Below are 23,537 nucleotides of genomic sequence, written 5' to 3'. Positions count from 1 at the left end.
CATGAATGCAATTGCGGTAGCAGGGCCGGTGAGCGGGCGTCAACTGCACAAGTTTGGCGGCAGCAGCTTGGCGGACGTGAAGTGTTATCTGCGGGTGGCCGGGATCATGGCCGAATACAGCCAGCCGGGTGACATGATGGTGGTGTCGGCTGCCGGCAGTACCACCAACCAACTGATTAGCTGGCTGAAGCTTAGCCAGAGCGATCGTCTTTCTGCGCATCAGGTTCAGCAGACGCTGCGCCGCTATCACAGCGAATTGATCGGTGGTCTGTTACCGCCGGAAACCGCCGAGCCGCTGATCGCCGAATTTATTCAGGATCTGGAGCGTCTGGCGGTGTTGCTGGATGAAAAGCTCGACGATGCCGTGTATGCCGAAGTGGTGGGGCACGGTGAGATCTGGTCGGCGCGGCTGATGGCGGCGGTGCTGAACAAACTGGATATGCAGGCGGCCTGGCTGGATGCGCGCGATTTCCTGCGTGCGGAACGCGCCGCTCAGCCACAGGTTGATGAAGGCCGCTCTTACCCGCTGCTGCAACAGTTGCTGGCTCAGCACCCGGGTAAACGCCTGGTGGTGACCGGCTTTATTTCACGCAACGACGCCGGTGAAACCGTGCTGTTGGGGCGTAACGGCAGTGACTATTCCGCTACCCAGGTCGGTGCGCTGGCCGGTGCGGAACGCGTGACCATTTGGAGCGACGTGGCCGGGGTTTACAGCGCCGATCCGCGCAAGGTGAAAGATGCCTGCCTGCTGCCGCTGCTGCGGTTAGATGAAGCCAGTGAACTGGCACGCCTGGCGGCACCGGTGCTGCATACACGTACCCTGCAGCCGGTGTCCGGCAGTGATATCGATCTGCAACTGCGTTGCAGTTATCAGCCGGAACAAGGCTCAACGCGCATCGAGCGCGTGCTGGCCTCCGGCACCGGCGCGAAGATTGTCACCAGCCATGACGACGTGTGTTTGATTGAGCTGAACGTTGCCAGTCAGCATGATTTCAAACTGGCTCAGAAAGAGCTGGATTTGGTGCTTAAGCGCGCTCAGATCAAACCGCTGGCGATCGGCATTCATCCGGACCGTAATCTGGTCCAGCTGTGTTACACCTCGGAAGTGGTGAACAGCGTGCTGCGTACTCTGCAGGAAGCGGGGCTGCCAGGTGAGCTGCGACTGCGTGAAGGACTGGCGCTGGTGGCGCTGGTGGGCGCGGGCGTTTGCAAGAACCCGCTGCACAGTCACCGCTTCTATCAACAGTTGAAAGACCAGCCGGTCGAGTTTATCTGGCAGGCCGAAGACGGCATCAGCCTGGTGGCGGTGTTGCGTCAGGGGCCGACCGCGTTGCTGATCCAGGGCCTGCACCAGACTCTGTTCCGCGCGGAAAAACGTATTGGCCTGGTGCTGTTCGGCAAAGGCAACATCGGCGCACGCTGGCTGGAGCTGTTTGCCCGCGAGCAGAAAAATATTTCTGCCCGCAGCGGCTTTGAGTTCAGCCTGGCGGGGGTGGTGGACAGCCGCCGTAGCCTGCTGAATTATGACGGGCTGGATGCCAGCCGCGCCCTGGCATTCTTTGAGGACGAAGCGCAGGAGCTGGATGAAGAGTCCCTGTTCCTGTGGATGCGTGCTCATCCGTTCGACGATTTGGTGGTGCTTGACGTGACCGCCAGTGAGGAACTGGCCGAGCAGTATCTGGATTTCGCCAGCTACGGCTTCCATGTGATCAGCGCCAACAAACTGGCGGGGGCATCATGCAGCGATAATTATCGTCAAATCCGCGATGCCTTCGCCAAAACCGGTCGCCACTGGTTGTATAACGCTACCGTCGGCGCCGGTCTGCCGGTCAACCATACGGTGCGCGATCTGCGCGACAGCGGTGACAGCATTCTGGCGATCAGCGGCATCTTCTCCGGCACGCTTTCCTGGTTGTTCCTGCAGTTCGACGGCACGGTGCCGTTTACCGAACTGGTGGATCAGGCCTGGCAGCAGGGGCTGACCGAACCCGATCCGCGGGTCGATCTCTCCGGCCAGGACGTGATGCGCAAGCTGGTGATCCTGGCGCGCGAAGCGGGCTACGATATTGAACCGAATCAGGTGCGAGTTGAATCGCTGGTGCCTGCGGGTGCCGAGCAGGGTTCTGTCGATCAGTTCTTCGAAAACGGCGATGCGCTGAACCAGCAGATGCTGCAGCGTTTCGAGGCCGCCAGTGAAATGGGTCTGGTGCTGCGCCACGTGGCGCGCTTCGATGCCAATGGCAAGGCGCGTGTTGGTGTGGAAGCGGTTCGGCCTGAACATCCGCTGGCATCTTTGTTGCCGTGCGATAACGTGTTTGCCATCGAAAGCCGCTGGTACCGCGATAACCCACTGGTGATCCGCGGACCGGGTGCCGGTCGTGACGTCACCGCGGGGGCTATCCAGTCAGACCTTAACCGTTTGGCGCAGCTGCTTTAATTTTCTTGTGGGCGCGGATCTGCCGCGCCCCTCGTTTTTCCTGCCATAATTCTCTTTATCCTGAACATGAAATTCTTTCTCTTAACGGGTGAGGATTAATCATCCTATTACCCTCAGTTTCCTGTTGACTCTTTAGCCAACATACGGCATTTTCTATCTAGACGTCTAAACGTATAGACGCTTATCAAAACAAAGCAAAACAGTGATCGATAAGAGGCGGACAGGGTATGAGTTTTTTTCACGCAAACCAGCGGGAAGCGCTGAATCAGAGTCTGGCAGAGTTAAACGGCCAGATTAACGTATCATTCGAGTTCTTCCCGCCGCGCACCAGCGAGATGGAAGACACCCTGTGGCAGTCCATTGATCGTTTGAGCAGCCTGAAACCAAAATTTGTCTCTGTGACCTATGGCGCCAACTCTGGCGAGCGCGATCGCACCCACAGCATCATCAAAGGGATTAAGGAGCGTACCGGCCTGGAAGCGGCACCGCACCTGACCTGTATCGATGCCAGCCCGGCTCAGCTACGTGAGATTGCCACCGATTACTGGAACAGTGGTATCCGTCATATCGTGGCGCTGCGTGGCGACCTGCCGCCGGGCGGTGGCAAGCCTGAGATGTATGCCACCGATCTGGTGACGCTGCTGAAAGACGTCGGTGATTTCGACATCTCGGTGGCGGCCTACCCCGAAGTGCATCCGGAAGCCAAAAGCCCACAGGCGGATTTGATCAACCTGAAGCGTAAAATCGATGCCGGTGCCAACCGCGCGATTACCCAGTTCTTCTTTGATGTAGAAAGTTACCTGCGTTTTCGTGACCGCTGCGTGGCGACGGGTATCGACGTGGAGATCGTACCGGGCATTCTGCCGGTGTCCAACTTCAAGCAGTTGCAGCGTTTCGCCACCATGACCAACGTGCGCGTGCCGAGCTGGATGACCAGCATGTTTGAAGGGCTGGATGACGATGCCGAAACCCGCAAAATGGTCGGCGCCAATATCGCGATGGACATGGTGAAGATCCTCAGCCGTGAAGGGGTGAAAGATTTCCACTTCTATACGCTGAACCGTGCCGAAATGAGTTACGCGATTTGCCACACGCTGGGTGTGCGTCCGGCGGCCGTGGCCTGAAGAAAATGCCGGTCAGTGCAAACTGACTGGCAGGGTTATTTGCCGATGATGGGTTAAACATCTGGCACCAGTGTTGATGAGCGAGCGCGAGCAACGCAGATCAGAATCGAGCGGTTGGCGGCACGTTCTTCATCACTTAAAACATCATCCCGATGGTCTGCTTCACCCGCCAATAGTGTGACTTCATAACTGCGGCACAACCCCTCCTCGCTGATAGCCTCACCGGCGGTAAGACATTCGAAATTAAGCCTGTCGGCAGGGATCTGCTGTGCCAGGGCAAGACGCTGTACTTCTTCCATTAACGACTCCGGCCCACAACAGTAAATGTGCTCCCTCATGGCCGTTGCCATAAATATCCGTGCCGCCGGCACCACAGGATCATGCTGCGAGTCGGCGTGATGCCAATACCGCCGGCAATAAAGCGGTAGCGCGATGCGTCGGGAACCAGAGGAAACAACGAACGTGGTTCGCCCACCGTCAGCTGTTCGCCTATCTGCATACGTTCGAGAATTACCCCGAAGTTGACGGCAACCGGCGGCTACGGCTGAGTGCCTTATAACCCATCAGCGACGGATAAAAAAACGGCCCCTGTGAACAGGAGCCGTTTTTTACAACGCTCAACCTAGCCGGTGTTACGCATCCCGGCGGCAACGCCAGCAATGGTCACCATCAGCGCCTGCTCAACGCGGGCATCCGGGTGTTCCTGCTGGCGTGAGCGGTGCAGCAGTTCGGCCTGCAGTACGTTCAGCGGATCGGTATACACGTTACGCAGCGCGATGGATTCGGCGATCCATGGCAGGTCTTCCATCAGGTGCGCGTCATTGGCAATGGTCAGTACCACCTTAATGTCGCTTGCCAACTGGTCGCGCAACTGCTGGCCCAGTGGCCACAGTGATTTGTCGACCAGGCGCTGATCGTAGTATTCCGCCAGCCACAGGTCGGCTTTGGCGAACACCATTTCCAGCATCGCAATACGGGTGGAGAAGAATGGCCAGTCGCGGCACATGGCTTCCAGTTGATCCTGTTTGCCGGCTTTCACCGCCTCCTGCAAACCGGCACCGGCGCCCAGCCAGGCTGGCAACATCAGACGGTTCTGTGTCCAGGCGAAGATCCACGGAATGGCACGCAGGCTTTCTACACCGCCGTTTGGCTTACGTTTGGCGGGGCGTGAACCCAGCGGCAACTTGCCCAGCTCCAGTTCCGGCGTTGCGGCGCGGAAATACGGCACGAAGTCCGGATTTTCACGCACGTAGCCACGGTACATTTTGCATGAGGTGTCTGACAGGTCATCCATCAGCGCGCGCCACTCTTTTTTCGGTTCTGGCGGCGGCAACAGGTTGGCTTCCAGGATCGCACCGGTGTACAGCGCCAGGCTGCTGATGGTGACTTCCGGCAGGCCAAATTTGAAGCGGATCATCTCGCCCTGTTCGGTGACACGCAGGCCCCCTTTCAGGCTGCCCGGCGGTTGCGACAGCAGTGCCGCATGTGCCGGAGCACCGCCACGGCCAATCGAGCCGCCGCGGCCATGGAACAGGGTCAGCGCTACTCCGGCTTTTTCACAGGTTTTGATCAGTGCGTCTTGCGCGCGGTACTGCGCCCAGGAGGCCGCCATCACCCCGGCGTCTTTTGCCGAGTCAGAATAGCCAATCATCACCATCTGTTTGCCCTGGATAAAGCCGCGATACCAGTCAATATTCAGCAACTGGGTCATCACGTCATCGGCGTTATTCAGGTCGTCGAGGGTTTCGAACAGCGGGGCCACCGGCAGCGCGAACGGGCAACCGGCTTCTTTCAGCAGCAGATGGACCGCCAGGACGTCAGAAGGTGTGCGCGCCATGGATATCACATAGGCGGCAATTGAGCCTTCCGGCGCTTCGGCGATCACCCGGCAGGTTTCCAGCACTTCCTGAGTATCGGCGCTCGGTTCCCATTTCAGTGGCACCAGCGGGCGTTTGGAATTCAGTTCGCGGATCAGGAATGCCTGTTTGTCGGCTTCCGACCAGCTTTCGTAGTCACCCAGGCCCAGATAACGGGTCAGTTCGGCGATGGCTTCGGTGTGACGGGTACTTTCTTGACGCACGTCGATACGCACCAGCGGCACGCCAAAGCAGCGCACGCGACGCAGGGTATCCAACAGCTGACCATTGGCGATGATGCTCATGCCACAGGCCTGCAGCGACTGATAACAGGCGAACAGCGGTTCCCACAGCTGATCGTTTTTCACCAGCAGGTCGTGTGGCTTCAGGACGCGCTCGCCTTTCAGGCGGCCTTCCAGATAAGCCTGAGAGCTCATCAACTGGCTGCGCAGTTGCTTCATGATCTCGCGGTACGGCTCTTGCACCTCGTCGCCACCGGCCCGTGCGCGCAGTTCCGGGGTACATTCGGTCATCGACAGCTCGGACACCAGCACCTGAATATCGCGGGTGAACAGATCGCAGGCCTTCCAGCGGCTCAGCAGTAGCACGTGGCGGGTGATTTCAGCCGTCACATTTGGGTTGCCGTCACGGTCACCGCCCATCCAGGAGGTGAAGCGTACCGGCACCGCTTCTGCGGGCAGGCTGTAATCGATGGAGTTTTCCAACTGTTCGTTGAATTCGCGCAGGAAGGCCGGGACCCCTTCCCACAGGCTGTTTTCCACCACCGCAAAGCCCCACTTGGCTTCGTCGATCGGTGACGGACGGTTTTTACGGATCTCGTCGGTGTGCCACGACTGCGCCACTAATTGACGCAGGCGGCGCATGATCTTGTTGCGCTCGTAGTCGGCCAGATCGTTATGGTCGAGTTGGCTGAGGCAGGTGTTGACCTCAACCAGCTTGTGGATCAGGGTGCGGCGGGTGATTTCCGTCGGGTGCGCGGTCAGCACCAGCTCGATGGAAAGCTGCGACACGGCATTTTGCAGTTCTTTGGTGCTGAGCTTTTTGTCTTTTAGCCGGGTGAACAACTGCGCCAGCGCTTCCGGGTTGCTGGCGGCTTCACCATTAGGTGAAATGCTGTGGTACTGCTCAGCGGTATTGGTCAGATTGAGAAACTGGCTGAAGGCGCGTGCGACCGGCAACAACTCGTCGTTGGACAGGTTTTGCAAGGTGGAAAGCAGCTCCTGACGATGCGCTTCGTTACCTGCACGTGAAGATTTGGAAAGCTTACGGATAGTTTCAACGCGATCGAGAATATGCTCGCCCAGCGCTTCTTTGATGGTATCGCCGAGCAATTTGCCGAGCATACTGACATTACTTCGCATTGCCGAATATTGTTCGTTCATATAACCCCTGACCCAATTCTGTATGATTTTTATCTTGTAAGTAAATTTCACGTGTCAGGCCAACAGCGCCTGTTTCATCTCGCCACGTTCCTGTCCAATGGTCAATTGACACTATTTTTAGCAAAAAAACATCAAAATCGGCGCATTTTCTGAAATTTAATTACGGCACGCCGGTTATCAGTCTGGCTTATTTCATTGGTTTGCTACGTCTTAAGAGGTAGGGGGATGATAAATCATTAACCCTACCTTGTATCCGGTTTATTGGCGACAGAAGTGGCTGACCAATTGACTCAGCAGCTTGCGTGTCGGTTCGATAAAGCCGGTATCGATGTATTCATCCGGTTGATGTGCCTGGTCGATAGAGCCGGGGCCCAACACCAGCGTTGGGCAAACCTGCTGGACGAACGGGGCTTCGGTGCAGTAGTTGACCACCTGTGTGCGGGTGCCCAACAGTTTCTCAATCACGGCCACCATCTGGTGATCGGTCGGGCACTCGTAACCCGGCACCGAAGCATGCAGTTCCTCAATGCTCAGGCGGCCCGGCCAGCGCTGGCTGACTGGCTCCAGCGTTTGGTGCATCAGTTCATTGATGTTGTCGAGCGTCATGCCCGGCAACGGACGGATATCCAGATGCAACTCGCAGCAGGCGCAAATGCGGTTGGCTGCGTCGCCACCACTGATATGACCGAAGTTCATGGTCGGGTAGGGCACGGCAAAGGCCGGGTTGTTAAAGCGCTCTTGCAGCGTTTTGCGCAGCTCCATCAGGCGGCCGATGGTTTCATGCATCAGGTCGATAGCGTTCACGCCGCGCGCCGGGTCGCTCGAGTGACCTGATTGGCCGACGATGCGGATGGCGTTGGCCATGTGACCCTTGTGTGCGCGTACCGGCTGCAGCGAGGTTGGCTCACCGATAATGGCAAAGTCCGGACGGATACTGGTCGAGGCGGCGAAATAACGTGCACCGGCCATCGTCGTTTCTTCATCTGCGGTTGCCAGAATGTACAACGGCTTGGTCAGCTTGCTGGCGTCGATGTCGCGCACGGCATCCAGAATAAAGGCAAAGAAGCCTTTCATGTCGGCAGTGCCCAGACCGTACAGCTTATTGTCGTGTTCGGTCAGGGTGAAGGGGTCGCGTGTCCAGCGCCCTTCATCATAAGGTACGGTATCGGTATGCCCTGCCAACAGCAGGCCACCGCTGCCTTCGCCAATACTGGCCAGCAGGTTAAATTTATTGCGGCTGTCCGGCACCGGTTGTACGTCGACACTAAAGCCCAAATCGGCAAACCAGCCGGCCAGCAAGTTGATTAACGCTTCATTACTCTGATCGAGGGCGCCATCGGTGGCGCTGATCGACGGAGTGGCGATCAACGCCCGGTACAGCTCAATAAATGGAGGTAATTTCATCTTCACTGTTGACAGCCTTTGGTTAGGTTGGTATCAATATTCATGCAGTTATTGTGAATAAAAATACAGTAAGCTGGAGCGTAAGGGAACCCGATTCCCGGATGATTATAAAAACATCAACGCTCGACCTCGTGGGTGAACGGCAAAACAACGCTGGTGAGCCTGGAAACCTGAGTCGAATACGACCCAACGCAAGTCAAGAAGGTGAAAGGCCCCATGTTGAATACGCTGATTGTCGGTGCCAGCGGTTATGCCGGAGCAGAGCTCACGGCGTACCTTAATCGTCACCCACACATGAACATAACCGCTTTAGCGGTTTCAGCGCAAAGTGCAGATGCAGGAAAATTGCTTTCCGATTTGCACCCCCAGTTAAAAGGTATCGTCGATCTGCCGTTACAACCGCTGGTTGACGTTGCCAAAGCCGCGGTGGGCATCGACGTGGTGTTTCTGGCCACGGCGCATGAGGTCAGCCACGACATCGCGCCGGCGTTTCTGGCCGCAGGTTGCGTGGTGTTCGATCTCTCTGGCGCGTTCCGCGTAAAAGATACCGCCTTCTATAGCCAATACTACGGTTTTGAACATCAGCATGCTGACCTGCTGGAGCAGGCGGTGTATGGCCTGGCGGAGTGGCAGAGCGACAAAATCAAACAGGCACAGCTGATCGCCGTACCGGGTTGTTATCCGACGGCGGCGCAGTTGGCGCTAAAACCGCTGATCGATCAAGACTTGCTGAACCTGGATCAGTGGCCGGTGATCAACGCGACCAGCGGCGTGAGCGGTGCGGGCCGTAAGGCCAGCGTGAACACCAGTTTTTGCGAGGTGAGCCTGCAGCCGTACGGTATTTTCAACCACCGTCACCATCCGGAAATCGTCGCGCATCTGGGCGTGCCGGTCATCTTTACGCCACATTTGGGTAACTTCCCGCGTGGTATTCTCGAAACCATTACCTGTCGCCTGAAAGCCGGTGTGACCGCACAGGATGTGGCCGCCGTTTACCACGCCGCCTATGACGACAAACCGCTGGTACGGCTGTATGACCAGGGCGTACCGGCATTGAAGTCAGTCGTCGGGCTGCCGTTCTGTGATATCGGCTTTGCCGTACAGGGCGAACACCTGATCGCGGTGGCGGCGGAAGACAACCTGTTGAAAGGCGCAGCCGCTCAGGCGGTGCAATGCCTGAATATCCGTTTTGGGTTCCCGGAAACCCAGTCATTACTTTAATAAATCACCAGCGTGGGATGTAAACAGCGATGAACCCGTTAATTATCAAATTAGGTGGCGTGTTATTAGACAGTGAAGAGGCGCTGGAGCGTCTGTTTACCGCACTGGACAGCTACCGTCAGCAGCATCAGCGCCCGTTGGTGATCGTTCACGGCGGCGGTTGCGTGGTGGATGAGCTGATGAAAAAGCTTTCCCTGCCAGTGGTGAAGAAGAATGGCCTGCGTGTGACGCCGGCCGATCAGATCGACATTATCACCGGCGCGCTGGCCGGCACTGCCAACAAAACCTTGCTGGCGTGGGCCATCAAGCATCAGATTAATGCGGTCGGCCTGAGCCTGGCAGACGGTGGCAGCGTCACCGTCACCCCGCTGGATCCGGCGCTGGGCCACGTGGGCAATGCGCAACCGGGCTCCCCGCTGCTGCTCAATACCCTGCTGGCTGCCGGTTACCTGCCGGTGATCAGCTCTATCGGCATTACCGCCGATGGGCAGTTAATGAATGTGAACGCCGATCAGGCGGCGACGGCCCTGGCCGCCACGCTGGGTGCGGATTTGATCCTGCTGTCGGATGTCAGTGGCATCCTCGACGGGAAAGGACAACGCATCGCAGAAATGACGGCGCAAAAAGCAGAACAACTGATTGCTCAGGGCATCATCACTGATGGTATGGTGGTGAAGGTGAATGCGGCGCTCGATGCAGCCCGTACCCTCGGTCGCCCGGTAGATATCGCCAGTTGGCGCCATGCCGATCAGCTTCCTGCTCTGTTTAACGGCGTGTCGATTGGCACCCGGATCCTCGCTTAAATTTAGAATTAAAAAGGAAAAGACCATGCAAAACCAAGGCATCAAAAAAATCGTTCTGGCGTACTCTGGCGGTCTGGATACTTCGGCCATCATTCCCTGGCTGAAAGAAAACTACGGCGGCTGCGAAGTGGTGGCGTTCGTCGCGGATATCGGCCAGGAGCGCAGCGATCTGGAAGGTGTGGAGCAAAAAGCCCTGCAATCCGGTGCCTCTGAGTGTCACGTGGTTGATCTGCGTGAAGAATTCATCCGTGACTATGTTTACCCAGTGCTGCAGACCGGCGCCTTGTATGAAGGCAGCTACCTGCTGGGCACCTCAATGGCGCGCCCGATTATCGCTAAAGCGCAGGTTGAACTGGCGCTGAAAGTCGGTGCTGATGCGGTGTGCCACGGCGCAACCGGTAAAGGTAACGACCAGGTGCGTTTCGAAACCACCTATACCGCGCTGGCCCCACACCTGAAAGTGGTTGCCCCTTGGCGTGAGTGGGACCTGCGTTCCCGTGAAGCGCTGCTGGACTACCTGAAAGAGCGCAACATCCCGACCACCGCATCGCTAGAAAAAATCTACAGCCGTGACGAGAATGCCTGGCATATCTCTACCGAAGGCGGCGTGCTGGAAAGCCCGTGGAATGCACCGAACAAAGACTGCTGGGTTTGGACTGTTGACCCACAGGAAGCGCCGGATCAGCCTGAACAAGTGACCATCACCGTAGCAAAAGGCTGCGTAGTGGCGGTTAACGGTGAAGCACTGAGCCCGTACAAATGTCTGGAAACCCTGAACGTGCTGGGTGCCAAGCATGGCGTGGGCCGTATCGACATCGTAGAAAATCGTCTGGTGGGCATCAAATCCCGTGGTTGCTACGAAACCCCGGGCGGTACCATCATGGTGGCGGCACTGCGTGGCGTGGAACAATTGGTACTGGATCGCGACAGCTTCAAATGGCGTGAGCAGTTGGGTCTGGAAATGTCTTACGTGGTGTACGATGGCCGTTGGTTTGCTCCACTGCGTCGTTCACTGCAGGCCTCTGCCGAAGCGCTGGCCGAAGAAGTTAACGGCGAAGTGGTGCTGCAGCTGTATAAAGGCCAGGTGACGGCGATTCAGAAGAAATCTGCCAACAGCCTGTATTCCGAAGAGTTCGCGACCTTCGGCGAAGATGAAGTTTACGATCACAGCCACGCGGGCGGTTTTATCCGTCTGTTCTCACTCTCTTCACGCATTCGCGCGCTGAACGAGATAAAGAACAAGTAACTTATAACCATTCGGCGTGACTTGATAGGGGCGCAGCGTGCTGCGCCCCTATTCGCATAAAATTTCAGGAGTAAAGGTATGGCACTTTGGGGCGGACGGTTTAGTCAGGCGGCAGATCAGCGGTTCAAACAATTAAACGATTCTCTGCGCTTTGATTATCGCCTGGCGGAACAGGACATCGTGGGTTCCGTGGCCTGGTCGAAAGCGCTGGTCACCGTCAACGTATTGACGGCAACCGAGCAGCAGCAGCTTGAGCAGGCGTTGAACGGGCTGTTGGCAGAAGTGCAGGCCGATCCGCAGGCGATTGTCAGCAGCGATGCAGAAGATATTCACAGCTGGGTGGAGCAGAAGCTGATCGACAAAGTCGGTGATTTGGGCAAAAAGCTGCATACCGGCCGCAGCCGTAACGATCAGGTCGCGACCGATTTGAAATTGTGGTGCAAACAGCAGATCGGCGAACTGCATCAGGCGATTGTGCAACTGCAACAGGCGCTGGTGGAAACTGCTGAAGCCAACCAAGACGCGGTGATGCCGGGCTATACTCACCTGCAGCGCGCGCAGCCGGTAACCTTTGCCCACTGGTGTTTGGCCTATGTAGAAATGCTGGCTCGTGACGAAAGCCGCCTGCAGGACACGCTGAAACGCCTGGACGTCAGCCCGTTGGGCAGCGGTGCGCTGGCCGGTACCGCCTATCCGATTGATCGTGAACAACTGGCCGGTTGGCTGGGTTTTGCCTCCGCCACCCGCAACAGTCTGGACAGCGTTTCCGACCGTGACCATGTGCTGGAGTTGCTATCCAATGCCTCTATCAGCATGGTGCACCTGTCGCGCTTTGCCGAAGACCTGATCTTCTTCAACAGCGGCGAAGCAGCCTTTGTCGATCTGTCTGACCGCGTGACCTCCGGCTCCTCGCTGATGCCGCAAAAGAAAAACCCGGATGCGCTGGAGCTGATCCGCGGTAAGTGTGGCCGCGTGCAGGGCGCATTGACCGGCATGATGATGACGTTGAAAGGCCTGCCGTTGGCTTACAACAAAGACATGCAGGAAGACAAGGAAGGGCTGTTTGACGCGCTCGATACCTGGATGGACTGCCTGCAGATGGCGGCCCTGGTGCTGGATGGTATTCAGGTGAAACGTCCGCGCTGTAAAGAAGCGGCGGAGCAGGGTTACGCCAACTCGACAGAACTGGCGGACTATCTGGTCGCCAAAGGCGTGCCGTTCCGTGAGGCGCACCATATTGTCGGTGAAGCGGTGGTGGAAGCCATCCGTCAGGGTAAGGCGCTGGAAGCCCTGCCGTTGACTGATTTGCAGAAGTTCAGTGCGATCATTGGCGACGATGTGTACCCGATTCTGGCGCTGCAATCTTGCCTGGATAAGCGCTCAGCCAAAGGCGGCGTTTCTCCTCAGCAGGTCGCCAGCGCGATCGCCGCAGCGAAACAGCGCTTGGCTTAACCAGGTTACTCAGTATAAAGGGCGCAGTTCATATGCAGAACTGTGCCCTTTGTTTTTGGAAGGATTACTCGCCTGGGCAGCGCTGGCAGCGTTCCGCCTCGGCCTCGCCCAGTTTGAGCCTGGCTTGCAGATCGCGCAGCGCGGTGCGCAGGCCTTCTTCGATGACCGGATGGTAGAACGGCATGTCCAGCATCTGGTTGATGGTCATTTGTTGTTGGTGTGCCCAGGCCAGCAGGTGGGCGATATGCTCAACGTCCGGCCCCATCATCTCCGCGCCGAGAAAACGCCCGGTGCCCTGTTCGCCGTAGACGTGCAGGATGCCCTTATTGCGCAACATTACGCGCGAGCGCCCCTGATTCTCGAACGACACCTCACCGATTTCAAAACAGCCGCAGGCGCTGAATTTCTCGCTCAATTCGCGGAAGGTGGAGCCGACCATGGCGATCTGCGGATCGGAAAATACTACCGAAATCGCGCTGCGGCGCAGGCCCGGCGTGACTTCCGGGAAGCTGCCGGCATTGGTCCCGGCAATACGTGCCTGATCGCTGGCTTCGTGCAACAACGGCAGTTGGTTGCTGGCATCGCCGGCGATAAAAATATGCGGCAAGCTGGTTTGCATCGTCAGGCGATCGGCCTGGGGTACGCCCCGGGCGTCGAGTCGCAGGCCGGTATTCTCCAGGCCCAAATTATCGACGTTCGGGCGGCGACCGGTAGCGGCCAGTACGTAATCCACCATGATCTCCTGCGGCTTGCCGTGTAAATCCTGATAGCGGATAAACACTTTGTCGCCTTCGCGCTGCATCATCTCGACTTTCACATCGGCATCAAGATAGAACTCTTCGCCCAGGGCTTTGGCCGCGTAATTGCGCACCGTGCTGTCGGTCAAGGGGCCGACGGCGCCGCCAACGCCAAACACTTTGGTCTCGACCCCGAGACGATGCAGCGCCTGACCCAGTTCCAGACCAATCACACCTGGCCCGAACACCGCCACGGACTGTGGTAAATCATCCCAGTTGAAGACGTCGTCATTGACGATCAGTCGGTCACCCAGCGCATTCCACGCTGCCGGCCAGCTTGGACGGGAACCCGTGGCGATAACGATCCGCTGCGCCACGATGCGCGTATGCTCATCCACCTGCAGGGTGTTGTCGTCGAGAAAGCGGGCGTAGCCGCTAATTTTGTCGCCGGCAGGGATCTGGTCGACGCCTTCCAGCACAAAGCCGACGAAGCGGTCGCGTTCGCGTTTGACGCGGTCCATCACTTCACGACCGTTAATGGTGGTTTTACCTGCGGGATACACGCCAAAGCCCGGCGCACGTTCGATTTGATGCACCGCTTCGGCGGCGGCGATCAGTAATTTGGATGGCATGCAGCCAACGCGTGCACAGGTGGTGCCGTAGGCTCCGCCCTCAATCATCACCACGCTGGGGGTCGAAAGCTTGGCGGCGCGATAGGCACCCAGACCGGCGGTGCCGCCGCCGATAACCGCGACGTCAACATTCAACTGTTTCATATCCGCTCCTGAAAGCTAAAAAAAGGGCGGGCCAGAGCCCGCCAAAAGTTCACGTTGGCTTTGTTATTACTTATTAATCAGGCTGACAGGAAAGTTTCCAGGTCATCGCTACCGCCAATATGACGGCCGCCGATGAACACTTGCGGTACCGTGGCACGGCCGCTGACGGCGCGCAGGCTGACGGTCGTCGCGTCCTGACCCAGTACGATTTCCTCATACTGAATGCCGCGCTCCTGCAACATTTGTTTGGCTTTGGCGCAGAACGGGCAACCCGGCTTGGTAAACAGCGAAACCGACTCCTGCACTTTGAATTCCGGCGCCAGGTATTTCAGCATGGTGTCGGCATCCGACACTTCAAACGGGTCACCTGGCTTGTTCGGTTCGACGAACATTTTTTCCACTACGCCGTTACGCACCAGCATCGAATAACGCCATGACCGTGGGCCAAAGCCCAGATCGGCTTTCTCGACCAGCATGTTCATGCCTTTGGTGAACTCACCGTTGCCGTCCGGCACGAAGGTGATGTTCTCAGCGTGTTGATCGGCTTTCCAGGCGTTCATCACGAAGGTGTCGTTCACCGAGACGCACAGGATGCTGTCAACGCCGTGCTGTTTGAATACGCTGGACAGCTCGTTGTAGCGCGGTAAATGGCTGGAAGAGCAGGTTGGGGTGAACGCACCCGGCAGCGAAAATACGATGACGGTTTTATCTTTAAACAGATCCTGGGTAGTGACATCGATCCATTGGTCACCCTGACGAGTATGGAAGGTCACCTGAGGAATTTTTTTGCCTTCTTGGCTGGTAAACATGAATTAACCCCTTAATTAGGAAAAATAAATTTTTGCTATCAGCGTTGTGCCGCTTTGTTGGGACACATTATTGCCGCCGGGGCTTGATAGATCTAATCGCTCGTTGCTATCTTATCTATCGCCATGAGCTATCGTGGTCTGGAGGGAAACAATGAATATTCGTGATTTAGAGTACCTGGTCGCCTTGGCCGAGCACCGGCATTTCCGCCGTGCCGCCGATTCATGCCATGTTAGCCAACCCACGCTCAGTGGGCAGATCCGCAAGCTGGAAGACGAACTGGGTGTGATGTTGCTCGAACGCACCAGCCGCAAGGTGTTATTCACCCAGGCAGGTCTGCTGCTGGTGGAACAGGCGCGTACCGTGCTGCGCGAAGTCAAAGTTCTGAAAGAGATGGCCAGCCAGCAGGGTGAAGCCATGTCCGGGCCGCTGCATATCGGCCTGATCCCGACCGTCGGACCTTATTTGCTGCCGCAGATCATTCCTACGCTGCACAAAACCTTTCCCAAGCTGGAAATGTACCTGCATGAAGCGCAAACCCAACAGCTGCTGGCGCAACTCGACAGCGGCAAACTGGACTGCGCGATCCTGGCCCTGGTGAAGGAAACGGAAGCCTTTATTGAAGTCCCGCTGTTTGATGAACCCATGAAGCTGGCGGTGTACTCCGATCACCCATGGTCGCAGCGCGACCGCGTGGCAATGCCGGATCTGGCAGGGGAAAAGCTGTTGATGCTGGAAGATGGCCACTGCTTGCGCGATCAGGCGATGGGCTTTTGCTTCCAGGCCGGGGCTGACGAGGATACCCATTTCCGGGCAACCAGTCTGGAAACGCTGCGTAACATGGTAGCGGCAGGCAGCGGTATTACGCTGTTGCCTTCATTGGCGGTACCGCCACAGCGTGAGCGTGACGGCGTTTGCTATCTTGAGTGTTATAAACCCGAACCCAAGCGCACCATTGCGCTGGTGTACCGCCCCGGCTCTCCATTGCGCAGTCGTTATGAGCAATTGGCCGAGGCGATCCGCGAGCACATGCAAAACTACCTGGGTACCAAGTTAAAACAGGCGGTTTAAGCCGTTCAGCGCAGCCACCCGGTAGGCTTCGGCCATGGTCGGATAGTTGAAGGTCGTATTAACGAAATACTCGATAGTATTACCTTCACCTTTCTGCTCCATGATCGCCTGACCGATGTGGATGATCTCCGCCGCACGCTCACCGAAGCAATGGATCCCGAGGATCTGCAGGGTGTCGCGATGGAACAGGATCTTCAGGCTGCCGACATTCATCCCGGCAATCTGCGCACGGGCCAGATGTTTGAACTGAGCGCGGCCCACTTCATACGGCACCTTCATCGCCGTCAGTTCCTGCTCGGTTTTACCGACGGAGCTGATTTCCGGAATGGTGTAGATACCGGTCGGGATGTCTTCAATCAGATGTCCGCTGGCTTCACCGGAGGCAATCGCCTGCGCGGCAATACGGCCCTGATCGTAAGCGGCAGATGCCAGGCTCGGATAACCAATCACGTCACCCACGGCATAAATGTGCGACAGCGCAGTCTGGTACATGCTGTTCACTTTCAGCAGGCCACGGCTGTCTGACTCCAGACCGACGTTCTCCAGCCCCAGTGAGTCGGTGTTACCGGTACGGCCGTTGGCATACAGCAGGCAGTCTGCTTTCACTTTCTTGCCGGACTTCAGGTGAACAATCACGCCGTCGTCGGTGCCTTCGATCTTCTCGAACTCTTCGTTGTGACGGATCACCACGCCGTTGTTCCAGAAGTGATAAGACAGCGAGTCCGACATTTCCTGATCGAGGAACGCCAGCAGGCGGTCGCGGGTGTTGATCAGATCGACCTTCACGTTCAGACCACGGAAGATAGACGCATACTCACAGCCGATGACCCCGGCGCCGTAAATGATTACGTGGCGCGGCTCGTGGTTTAATTCGAGAATGGAATCGCTGTTATAAATGCGCGGATGGTTAAAGTCGACGCTCGACGGGTTGTAAGGGCGTGAGCCGCAGGCGATGACGATATGATCGGCGCGGATGGTGTCCTGGGTGCCGTCCATATAACTGACGCTGACGGTGTTGGCGTCAATAAAGCGCGCATCGCCGGCGAACAGCTTGCATTGGTTACGCTCATAGAATCCCTGGCGCATCCGGGTTTGCTGGTTAATCACGTTATCGGCGTGGCGTAAAATATCAGGGAATGTCGCGCTGAGCGTGCGTGAATTGTTATAAAGCGGGTTCTGGTTGAATTCGATAATGCGGCTAACGGCGTGGCGGAGGGCTTTGGACGGGATGGTACCCCAGTGGGTACATCCGCCGCCTACGTTATTGTACCGTTCGATAACGGCCACGCGGGCGCCCTGTTTCACCAACCCCATAGCGGCACCTTCACCACCAGGGCCCGAGCCAATAACTATGGCATCAAATTGATAGTGCTGTTGCATAGGGGAGAGACCTGTCTTATACAAAATTACAACGGTATCTTAACATCATAGCGCTGAGTGCCCAATCACCATTAGGCTTTTTGAGGCAAAGCACAAATGGTGCAGGCGGAAACTGTGACAGGACGCGTTTGTATAAATGCTGTTGCAATAAAATTTGCTATATTGCCGGGTCTACGGCGTTAGACTGACAAAATGGATCTTATCTGGATATGCATATGGGCGTCAGAGCACAACAAAAAGAACGGACTCGTCGTTCCCTCATTGAGGCGGCCTTCAGCCAGCTAAGCGCCGAACGCAGCTTTGCCAGCCTGAGCCTGCGTGAAGTCTCGCGTGAAGCGGGCATCGCACCGACGTCATTTTACCGTCACTTTCGTGACGTGGATGAGCTGGGATTAACCATGGTTGATGAAAGCGGCCTGATGCTGCGTCAACTGATGCGCCAGGCACGCCAGCGTATTGCCAAGGGCGGCAGCGTGATCCGCACCTCGGTCTCCACCTTTATGGAGTTTATCGGTAACAATCCCAACGCCTTCCGTCTGTTGCTGCGTGAACGCTCCGGCACCTCGTCGGCCTTCCGTGCGGCGGTGGCGCGTGAGATCCAACATTTTATCGCCGAACTGGCGGATTACCTCGAGCTGGAAAACCATATGCCGCGCAGTTTCACCGAGGCGCAGGCGGAAGCCATGGTGACCATCGTGTTTAGTGCCGGTGCTGAAGCGCTGGACATCGATATCGAACAGCGGCGTCGGCTTGAGGAACGTTTAGTGTTGCAACTGCGGATGATTTCCAAGGGTGCTTATTATTGGTATCGCCGCCAACAAGAAAAAGCTTCTGTATCCCACGTATAAAAGGTAGAAAGCGATGGAAAAACCAAGCCGTGAGAATGGTACCTTACTGCTGGCGTTGATTGCCGGCCTGTCGATCAACGGTTCGTTCGCCGCGCTGTTCAGCTCGGTGGTGCCGTTTTCGATTTTCCCTATCCTGACTTTGGTGTTGGCGGTTTACTGTCTGCACCAGCGTTATTTGCACCGTGCGATGCCGGACGGCATGCCCAAACTGGCCGCCGCGAGTTTCCTGCTGGGGGTGTTGTTGTACAGTGCGATCGTCCGGGCCGAATACCCGCAGATTGGCTCTAACTTCCTGCCGGCGATCATTTCCGTGGCGTTGGTGTTCTGGATTGGTATCAAGCTGAAGGCGCGCAAGGCGCTGGATGAGAATACGCCGGCCTGATGGGCGTAAAGCAGGGGCGCAGCAATAATGGCGCCCCTGTCAGATTAAACGCGTTTTTCCAACAGTACGCCACATTCCATATGATGGGTGTACGGGAACTGGTCAAACAGCGCCAGGCGGCTGACCCGATGGGTTTCCTGCAAAGTTTCCAGATTGGCGCACAGCGTTTCCGGGTTGCATGAGATATACAAAATACGCGGGTAGGCCTGCACCATTTTCACCGTTTCATCATCCAGCCCACTGCGTGGCGGATCGACAAAGATGGTTTCGCAGTTATAACTGCTCAAGTGGATACCTTTCAACCGATTAAACTCGCGGACTCCGTTCATCGCCTGAGTAAAGTCTTCCGCTGCCATGCGGATAATCTGCACGTTATCGATATGGTTGGCGGCAATGTTGTATTGCGCCGCCGCGACCGAAGGTTTGGCTATTTCGGTCGCCAGTACCCGCTCGAAGTTACGTGCCAGTGCCAACGAGAAGTTACCGTTGCCGCAATACAGCTCCAACAGATCGCCTTTGGAACCGGCGGTCGCGTCCAGCGCCCATTCCAGCATCTGTATGTTCAGCGCCGCATTCGGCTGGGTGAAGCTGTTTTCCACCTGACGGTAGATCATGTCGCGGCCGGCGACCGGCAGCACTTCGTCGACGTAATCCTGATCCAACATGATTTTCATTTTCGACGCACGGCCAATCAGCTGCAGGTCAAAGCCCTGTGCGCGCAGATCATCACGCAGCTTTTCTGCCTGCTGCTGCCAGGCGTCGTCCAGCTTGCGGTGATACAGCAGTGAGGCGATGATTTTGCCGCTGCGGGTCGACAGGTAGTCAATCTGGAACAGTTTGCGGCGCAGAACAGGCTCTGGCTTGATGGCGGCGATCAGTGCACTCATCAGGCGGTTAATTAATTCGCTGGCGGCGGGGAACTGATCGACACGGATGCGCTGCTTGGTCTGTTGATCAAACATGATGTGGTACATCTCGTCTTCATCATGCCAGATGCGGAATTCGGCGCGCATGCGGTAGTGGCTGACAGGCGAGCGGAACACTTCCGGCTCGGGTGCCGTGAACGGTGACATCAGCGTCTTCAGCCGGGCAGTTTTCTCCGCCAGTTGGTCATCGTAACGTTCAATAGGCAAATTCTCGGGCGTCATGTTTCTTCTCGTCAGGCAAATTTGATCAGCGGGGATTGTAGGGAATCAGCCCGTGAAGTCCAGTTTTGTCGCGTTTATTATTTGTAACATTGGTAGCAGTCTAGACATCTATTTACATTGATCGTAGCATTGTCATCCGGCCTCAAGCAGCGAGTGAAAAGGGAATCCGGTTCGAATCCGGAGCTGACGCGCAGCGGTAAGGGGAAGTCACGGCGATAGCGTTTTACGCAGACACTGTCCATTGCAGGATGGGAAGTCATCGCCCGGTGCAGGTAGCTCACAGGCTGCCCGCAACTCCCAAGCCCGAAGACCTGCCGGTGTTACGTCGCAATGTCCGTGGCCGTCGCGAAATACCGGCCATGATCCTGCGGCATCCACCAATTAAGTTTGGATGCTTTTTCATGACAATTACAAAAAATACACTGCTGGCGGTGGTTTCTTCCATCACGGCTTTTTCTGGATGGGCGCAAGACAACACCACAGCCAATAACAGCGATGATCTGGTGGTTTCCGCCAACCGCTTTCCACAGCCGGTTTCTTCCGTACTGGCACCCACCTCTGTCGTCACCCGCAATGATATCGACCGCTGGCAGGCAAAAAGCCTGACCGACGTGATGCGCCGCCTGCCGGGGGTGGATGTCGGGCAGAATGGTGGCCTGGGACAAAAAAGCTCGCTGTTTATCCGCGGTACCAACTCCAGCCATGTCCTGGTGTTGATCGACGGTATTCGCCTTAACCAGGCCGGCATCAGTGGTTCTTCTGACCTTAGCCAGATCCCGATTTCGCTGGTGCAGAAAGTCGAATATATTCGCGGACCGCGTTCGGCTGTCTATGGTTCCGATGCCATCGGTGGCGTGGTGAACATTATTACCACCCGTGAAAAGAACGGCACTACGCTTTCTGCCGGTGTGGGTTCAAACGGCTATCAGGCCTATGACGCTTCCACTCAGCAACAGTTGGGCGACAGCACGGTGGCGACGCTCGCCGGCAACTATACCTATACCAAAGGCTATGATGTAGTGGCTTACGGCAGTACCGGTATGCAGAGCCAGCAGGATCGCGATGGCTACATGAGTAAAGCGCTGTACGGCGCCGTTGACCATCAGTTCAATGAGGCCATTAGCGGCTTTGTGCGTGGTTATGGTTATGACAACCGTACGGCTTACGATGCTTATTATTCCTCCCCGACCAGCCCACTGGTAGATACTCGCAAGCTGTACAGCCAGACCTGGGATACCGGCCTGCGTTATAAAGAAGGTATCTACGCGACACAACTGATTGGCAGCTATAGCCATAGCAAGGATTATGATTACGATCCTCGACTGGGTATGCATGACAGTTCGGCAAGTCTGGTGGATTCAGAGCAATACAACCTGCAGTGGGGGAATACCCTGCAGTTGGGTCAGGGGACGGTCAGTTCGGGGGTTGATTGGCAGCACCAGGAGATCAAGCCGAATTCCACCACGGTCAACGGTGAGAAAAGTCAGCGTAATGCCGGTATCTATCTGACCGCACAGCAGTTGGTTGGCCCGGTAACCCTGGAAGGGGCGGTGCGTGGTGACGATCATTCTGAATTCGGCTGGCATGGCACCTGGCAAACCAGCGCGGGCTGGGAGTTTGTCGAAGGGTACCGCTTTATTGCTTCCTATGGCACGGCGTTTAAAGCCCCAAATATGGGCCAGCTGTATGGCAACTTTGGTAATAATACCGATTTGAAGCCGGAAGAAAGTAAACAGTGGGAAGGCGGCTTTGAAGGGTTGACTGGTCCAGTGACCTGGCGCGTTTCCGGTTACCGTAACGATATTGATAACCTGATTGATTCCACTGGGGAGACCAATTACGTTTATTACAATATCGGCAAGGCTACTATTAAAGGTATAGAAGCCACGGCCTCGTTTGATACCGGTCCGTTAACCCACCACATCGGCTACGACTATGTCGACCCACGCAATGCCAAAACCAACGAAGTGCTGCTGCGTCGCGCCAAACAGCAAGTGAAGTATGAGCTGGACTGGCAGGTCTATGATTTTGACTGGGCGGTCACCTATCAATACCTGGGGGAGCGCTATGACAAAGACTACAGCACCTACCCTGAGCAAAGCGTCAAACTCGGCGGCGTCAGCCTGTGGGATCTCGCAGTTTCGTATCCGGTCACATCTCATCTGACAGTTCGTGGTAGAATCGCCAACCTGTTTGATAAAGATTATGAGACGGCTTATGGCTACGCTACTCCAGGAAGAGAATACTACCTCACTGGAAGCTATACCTTCTAACACCACCGGGAAGGCCCGTCCGACGGTACTGGTATTTGACTCCGGCGTCGGCGGGTTATCGGTGTATCAAGAGGTTCGGCAACTGCTGCCGGACCTCCACTATATATACGCCTTCGATAATGTGGCGTTTCCCTACGGTGAGAAATCCGAAGAGTTTATTGTTGAGCGCGTGCTGGAGATTGTCAGCGCGGTGCAACAGCGCCATCCTCTGGCGATAGTCATCATCGCTTGTAACACTGCCAGTACCGTATCCCTGCCGGCTTTGCGCGAACGCTTTACCTTCCCGGTCGTCGGCGTGGTGCCTGCCATCAAACCTGCTGCCCGTCTGACCGCCAATGGCGTCGTCGGCCTGTTGGCTACCCGTGGTACCGTACAGCGCACCTATACCCATGAGTTGATTGCCCGCTTCGCTACCGATTGCAAGATCGAACTATTGGGGTCTTCAGAGCTGGTGGAACTGGCAGAAGCCAAGTTGCACGGTGACGTCGTACCGTTGGCGACGCTGAAGAAAATCCTGCAGCCATGGCTGAGCATGCGCGAACCGCCGGATACTGTCGTACTCGGTTGCACCCACTTTCCTCTATTAGCAGAAGAGTTAATGCAGGTGTTGCCTGAGGGAACCCGGTTGATCGATTCCGGCGCGGCGATTGCTCGTCGTACCGCCTGGCTGATTTCAACGCAGGAAGCTCTGGTGTCGACTCAGGAAGACAATTTGGCGTATTGCATGGCGTTAAATGAAGACACTGATGCTTTATTGCCCGTTCTGCAGGGATATGGCTTTAAATCGTTGAAAAAACTGCCTGTTTAAGGCTGTTTTGGTTAAACATTCAACGGTCGGAAAAAATATTGAAATTAGGGGTTGCGGCGTTCTGAGAACTCCCTATAATGCGCCTCCACTGACCGGGAACAACGACTCCTCTAACGAGAACCAGTCGCCCAGCCAGGAAGAAGCAAGCCGGTGAAAACACCGTTTCTTAATAAGAAAAAAGCTTGACTCTTCAGCGGGAAAGCGTAATATGCACCTCCCGCGTTACCGAGAGTTATCTCAGTAACGAACGCTCTTTAACAATTTATCAGACAATCTGTGTGGGCACTCCACAAGACGATATCCAGAACCTTCGGGTTCGAAAAAATATCAAGTCTTGAAGAGTGACCAAGCAATACGTTGT

The 23,537-nt window shown here is 56.3% G+C and carries 19 protein-coding genes and 1 riboswitch; of the genes, 11 read left to right on the top strand and 8 right to left on the bottom strand.

Translation table 11 applies throughout. From position 1 onward, the window contains the following. Nucleotide 1: 1 nt before the first annotated feature. The gene (locus NHG65_RS25090) at nucleotides 2-2,437 is read left to right on the top strand and encodes a bifunctional aspartate kinase/homoserine dehydrogenase II (protein ID WP_219017219.1); all 2,436 of its coding nucleotides are present in this window, start codon (nucleotides 2-4) and stop codon (nucleotides 2,435-2,437) included. A 227-nt stretch (nucleotides 2,438-2,664) separates the two neighbouring features. After that, nucleotides 2,665-3,561 (top strand): methylenetetrahydrofolate reductase, encoded by an 897-nt coding sequence (gene metF, locus NHG65_RS25085; RefSeq protein ID WP_099063870.1) that lies wholly within the window; start codon nucleotides 2,665-2,667, stop codon nucleotides 3,559-3,561. Between the two features lie 53 nt (nucleotides 3,562-3,614). On the opposite strand, the gene NHG65_RS25080 is transcribed toward metF, so the two are convergent. The 4 genes from NHG65_RS25080 to argE all read right to left on the bottom strand — a co-directional run bounded on the left by NHG65_RS25080 (nucleotide 3,615) and on the right by argE (nucleotide 8,224). Then, nucleotides 3,615-3,860: a 2Fe-2S iron-sulfur cluster-binding protein gene (locus NHG65_RS25080; RefSeq protein ID WP_219017218.1), complete on the bottom strand. Its 246-nt coding sequence runs from the start codon at nucleotides 3,858-3,860 to the stop codon at nucleotides 3,615-3,617. Nucleotides 3,861-3,895: 35 nt separating this feature from the next. Beyond that, nucleotides 3,896-4,060 (bottom strand): ferredoxin reductase domain-containing protein, encoded by a 165-nt coding sequence (locus NHG65_RS25075; RefSeq protein ID WP_413479178.1) that lies wholly within the window; start codon nucleotides 4,058-4,060, stop codon nucleotides 3,896-3,898. A gap of 123 nt (nucleotides 4,061-4,183) precedes the next feature. Beyond that, nucleotides 4,184-6,820 carry a phosphoenolpyruvate carboxylase gene (ppc, locus tag NHG65_RS25070; protein WP_099063869.1) on the bottom strand — a complete coding sequence of 879 codons (2,637 nt, stop codon included), beginning with the start codon at nucleotides 6,818-6,820 and terminating at the stop codon, nucleotides 4,184-4,186. A gap of 258 nt (nucleotides 6,821-7,078) precedes the next feature. Further along, on the bottom strand, nucleotides 7,079-8,224 hold the full coding sequence (argE, locus tag NHG65_RS25065) for an acetylornithine deacetylase (protein WP_165366392.1): 1,146 nt from the start codon (nucleotides 8,222-8,224) through the stop codon (nucleotides 7,079-7,081). Nucleotides 8,225-8,440: 216 nt separating this feature from the next. On the opposite strand from argE, the gene argC reads away from it, so the two are divergent. The 4 genes from argC to argH all read left to right on the top strand — a co-directional run bounded on the left by argC (nucleotide 8,441) and on the right by argH (nucleotide 12,946). Next, the gene (argC, locus tag NHG65_RS25060; protein WP_099063867.1) at nucleotides 8,441-9,445 is read left to right on the top strand and encodes an N-acetyl-gamma-glutamyl-phosphate reductase; all 1,005 of its coding nucleotides are present in this window, start codon (nucleotides 8,441-8,443) and stop codon (nucleotides 9,443-9,445) included. Nucleotides 9,446-9,474: 29 nt separating this feature from the next. Further along, on the top strand, nucleotides 9,475-10,248 hold the full coding sequence (argB, locus tag NHG65_RS25055; protein WP_099063866.1) for an acetylglutamate kinase: 774 nt from the start codon (nucleotides 9,475-9,477) through the stop codon (nucleotides 10,246-10,248). A 25-nt stretch (nucleotides 10,249-10,273) separates the two neighbouring features. Next, nucleotides 10,274-11,494 carry an argininosuccinate synthase gene (locus tag NHG65_RS25050; RefSeq protein ID WP_085120003.1) on the top strand — a complete coding sequence of 407 codons (1,221 nt, stop codon included), beginning with the start codon at nucleotides 10,274-10,276 and terminating at the stop codon, nucleotides 11,492-11,494. A 78-nt stretch (nucleotides 11,495-11,572) separates the two neighbouring features. After that, complete coding sequence (argH, locus tag NHG65_RS25045; RefSeq protein WP_261286024.1) at nucleotides 11,573-12,946, top strand: argininosuccinate lyase; 1,374 nt, start codon at nucleotides 11,573-11,575, stop codon at nucleotides 12,944-12,946. Nucleotides 12,947-13,010: 64 nt separating this feature from the next. Here the strand turns inward: argH and NHG65_RS25040 are convergent, their stop codons facing one another. Further along, nucleotides 13,011-14,459: a dihydrolipoyl dehydrogenase gene (locus NHG65_RS25040; RefSeq protein WP_499182790.1), complete on the bottom strand. Its 1,449-nt coding sequence runs from the start codon at nucleotides 14,457-14,459 to the stop codon at nucleotides 13,011-13,013. A gap of 77 nt (nucleotides 14,460-14,536) precedes the next feature. Beyond that, complete coding sequence (locus NHG65_RS25035; protein WP_085120000.1) at nucleotides 14,537-15,268, bottom strand: glutathione peroxidase; 732 nt, start codon at nucleotides 15,266-15,268, stop codon at nucleotides 14,537-14,539. A 151-nt stretch (nucleotides 15,269-15,419) separates the two neighbouring features. Between NHG65_RS25035 and oxyR the strand changes: the two genes are divergently transcribed. Continuing rightward, on the top strand, nucleotides 15,420-16,337 hold the full coding sequence (gene oxyR / locus NHG65_RS25030) for a DNA-binding transcriptional regulator OxyR (protein ID WP_099063864.1): 918 nt from the start codon (nucleotides 15,420-15,422) through the stop codon (nucleotides 16,335-16,337). Here oxyR and sthA read toward each other — a convergent pair. Next, entirely contained in the window at nucleotides 16,320-17,717 is a 1,398-nt protein-coding gene (gene sthA, locus NHG65_RS25025) for a Si-specific NAD(P)(+) transhydrogenase (protein ID WP_012147448.1), read from the bottom strand. The genes oxyR and sthA overlap by 18 nt on opposite strands. Nucleotides 17,718-17,932: 215 nt before the next feature. Here sthA and fabR point away from each other — a divergent pair, with 215 nt between their 5' ends. Continuing rightward, entirely contained in the window at nucleotides 17,933-18,565 is a 633-nt protein-coding gene (fabR, locus tag NHG65_RS25020) for an HTH-type transcriptional repressor FabR (protein WP_085120094.1), read from the top strand. A gap of 13 nt (nucleotides 18,566-18,578) precedes the next feature. Then, a complete protein-coding gene (locus tag NHG65_RS25015; protein ID WP_099063863.1) occupies nucleotides 18,579-18,947 on the top strand; it encodes a YijD family membrane protein in 369 nt (122 codons plus the stop codon). A gap of 44 nt (nucleotides 18,948-18,991) precedes the next feature. Here the strand turns inward: NHG65_RS25015 and trmA are convergent, their stop codons facing one another. Continuing rightward, a complete protein-coding gene (trmA, locus tag NHG65_RS25010; RefSeq protein ID WP_499182789.1) occupies nucleotides 18,992-20,095 on the bottom strand; it encodes a tRNA (uridine(54)-C5)-methyltransferase TrmA in 1,104 nt (367 codons plus the stop codon). A 121-nt stretch (nucleotides 20,096-20,216) separates the two neighbouring features. Continuing rightward, nucleotides 20,217-20,428, top strand: a riboswitch (cobalamin riboswitch). A 68-nt stretch (nucleotides 20,429-20,496) separates the two neighbouring features. Here trmA and btuB point away from each other — a divergent pair. Next, entirely contained in the window at nucleotides 20,497-22,368 is a 1,872-nt protein-coding gene (gene btuB, locus NHG65_RS25005) for a TonB-dependent vitamin B12 receptor BtuB (protein WP_099063861.1), read from the top strand. After that, entirely contained in the window at nucleotides 22,313-23,176 is an 864-nt protein-coding gene (murI, locus tag NHG65_RS25000; RefSeq protein ID WP_499182788.1) for a glutamate racemase, read from the top strand. Before btuB ends, murI begins: the two co-directional genes overlap by 56 nt. Nucleotides 23,177-23,537: the final 361 nt, after the last annotated feature.

The sequence above is a fragment of the Serratia myotis genome (assembly GCF_027474885.1).
Classification (GTDB): domain Bacteria; phylum Pseudomonadota; class Gammaproteobacteria; order Enterobacterales; family Enterobacteriaceae; genus Serratia; species Serratia proteamaculans.
The sequence above is the reverse complement of the archived record's forward strand: the minus strand, read 5'-3'. Positions and strand labels throughout refer to the sequence as shown.

Excerpts from the sequence above, each read along its gene's own strand:
- argC (WP_099063867.1), top strand. The coding sequence starts at position 8,441 with ATGTTGAATACGCTGATTGTCGGTGCCAGCGGTTATGCCGGAGCAGAG.
- trmA (WP_499182789.1), bottom strand. The coding sequence starts at position 20,095 with ATGACGCCCGAGAATTTGCCTATTGAACGTTACGATGACCAACTGGCG.
- argH (WP_261286024.1), top strand. The coding sequence starts at position 11,573 with ATGGCACTTTGGGGCGGACGGTTTAGTCAGGCGGCAGATCAGCGGTTC.
- NHG65_RS25075 (WP_413479178.1), bottom strand. The coding sequence starts at position 4,060 with ATGCAGATAGGCGAACAGCTGACGGTGGGCGAACCACGTTCGTTGTTT.
- sthA (WP_012147448.1), bottom strand. The coding sequence starts at position 17,717 with ATGCAACAGCACTATCAATTTGATGCCATAGTTATTGGCTCGGGCCCT.
- oxyR (WP_099063864.1), top strand. The coding sequence starts at position 15,420 with ATGAATATTCGTGATTTAGAGTACCTGGTCGCCTTGGCCGAGCACCGG.
- ppc (WP_099063869.1), bottom strand. The coding sequence starts at position 6,820 with ATGAACGAACAATATTCGGCAATGCGAAGTAATGTCAGTATGCTCGGC.
- NHG65_RS25040 (WP_499182790.1), bottom strand. The coding sequence starts at position 14,459 with ATGAAACAGTTGAATGTTGACGTCGCGGTTATCGGCGGCGGCACCGCC.
- argE (WP_165366392.1), bottom strand. The coding sequence starts at position 8,224 with ATGAAATTACCTCCATTTATTGAGCTGTACCGGGCGTTGATCGCCACT.
- murI (WP_499182788.1), top strand. The coding sequence starts at position 22,313 with ATGGCTACGCTACTCCAGGAAGAGAATACTACCTCACTGGAAGCTATA.
- NHG65_RS25035 (WP_085120000.1), bottom strand. The coding sequence starts at position 15,268 with ATGTTTACCAGCCAAGAAGGCAAAAAAATTCCTCAGGTGACCTTCCAT.
- btuB (WP_099063861.1), top strand. The coding sequence starts at position 20,497 with ATGACAATTACAAAAAATACACTGCTGGCGGTGGTTTCTTCCATCACG.
- NHG65_RS25080 (WP_219017218.1), bottom strand. The coding sequence starts at position 3,860 with ATGGAAGAAGTACAGCGTCTTGCCCTGGCACAGCAGATCCCTGCCGAC.
- metF (WP_099063870.1), top strand. The coding sequence starts at position 2,665 with ATGAGTTTTTTTCACGCAAACCAGCGGGAAGCGCTGAATCAGAGTCTG.
- argB (WP_099063866.1), top strand. The coding sequence starts at position 9,475 with ATGAACCCGTTAATTATCAAATTAGGTGGCGTGTTATTAGACAGTGAA.
- NHG65_RS25090 (WP_219017219.1), top strand. The coding sequence starts at position 2 with ATGAATGCAATTGCGGTAGCAGGGCCGGTGAGCGGGCGTCAACTGCAC.
- NHG65_RS25050 (WP_085120003.1), top strand. The coding sequence starts at position 10,274 with ATGCAAAACCAAGGCATCAAAAAAATCGTTCTGGCGTACTCTGGCGGT.
- NHG65_RS25015 (WP_099063863.1), top strand. The coding sequence starts at position 18,579 with ATGGAAAAACCAAGCCGTGAGAATGGTACCTTACTGCTGGCGTTGATT.
- fabR (WP_085120094.1), top strand. The coding sequence starts at position 17,933 with ATGGGCGTCAGAGCACAACAAAAAGAACGGACTCGTCGTTCCCTCATT.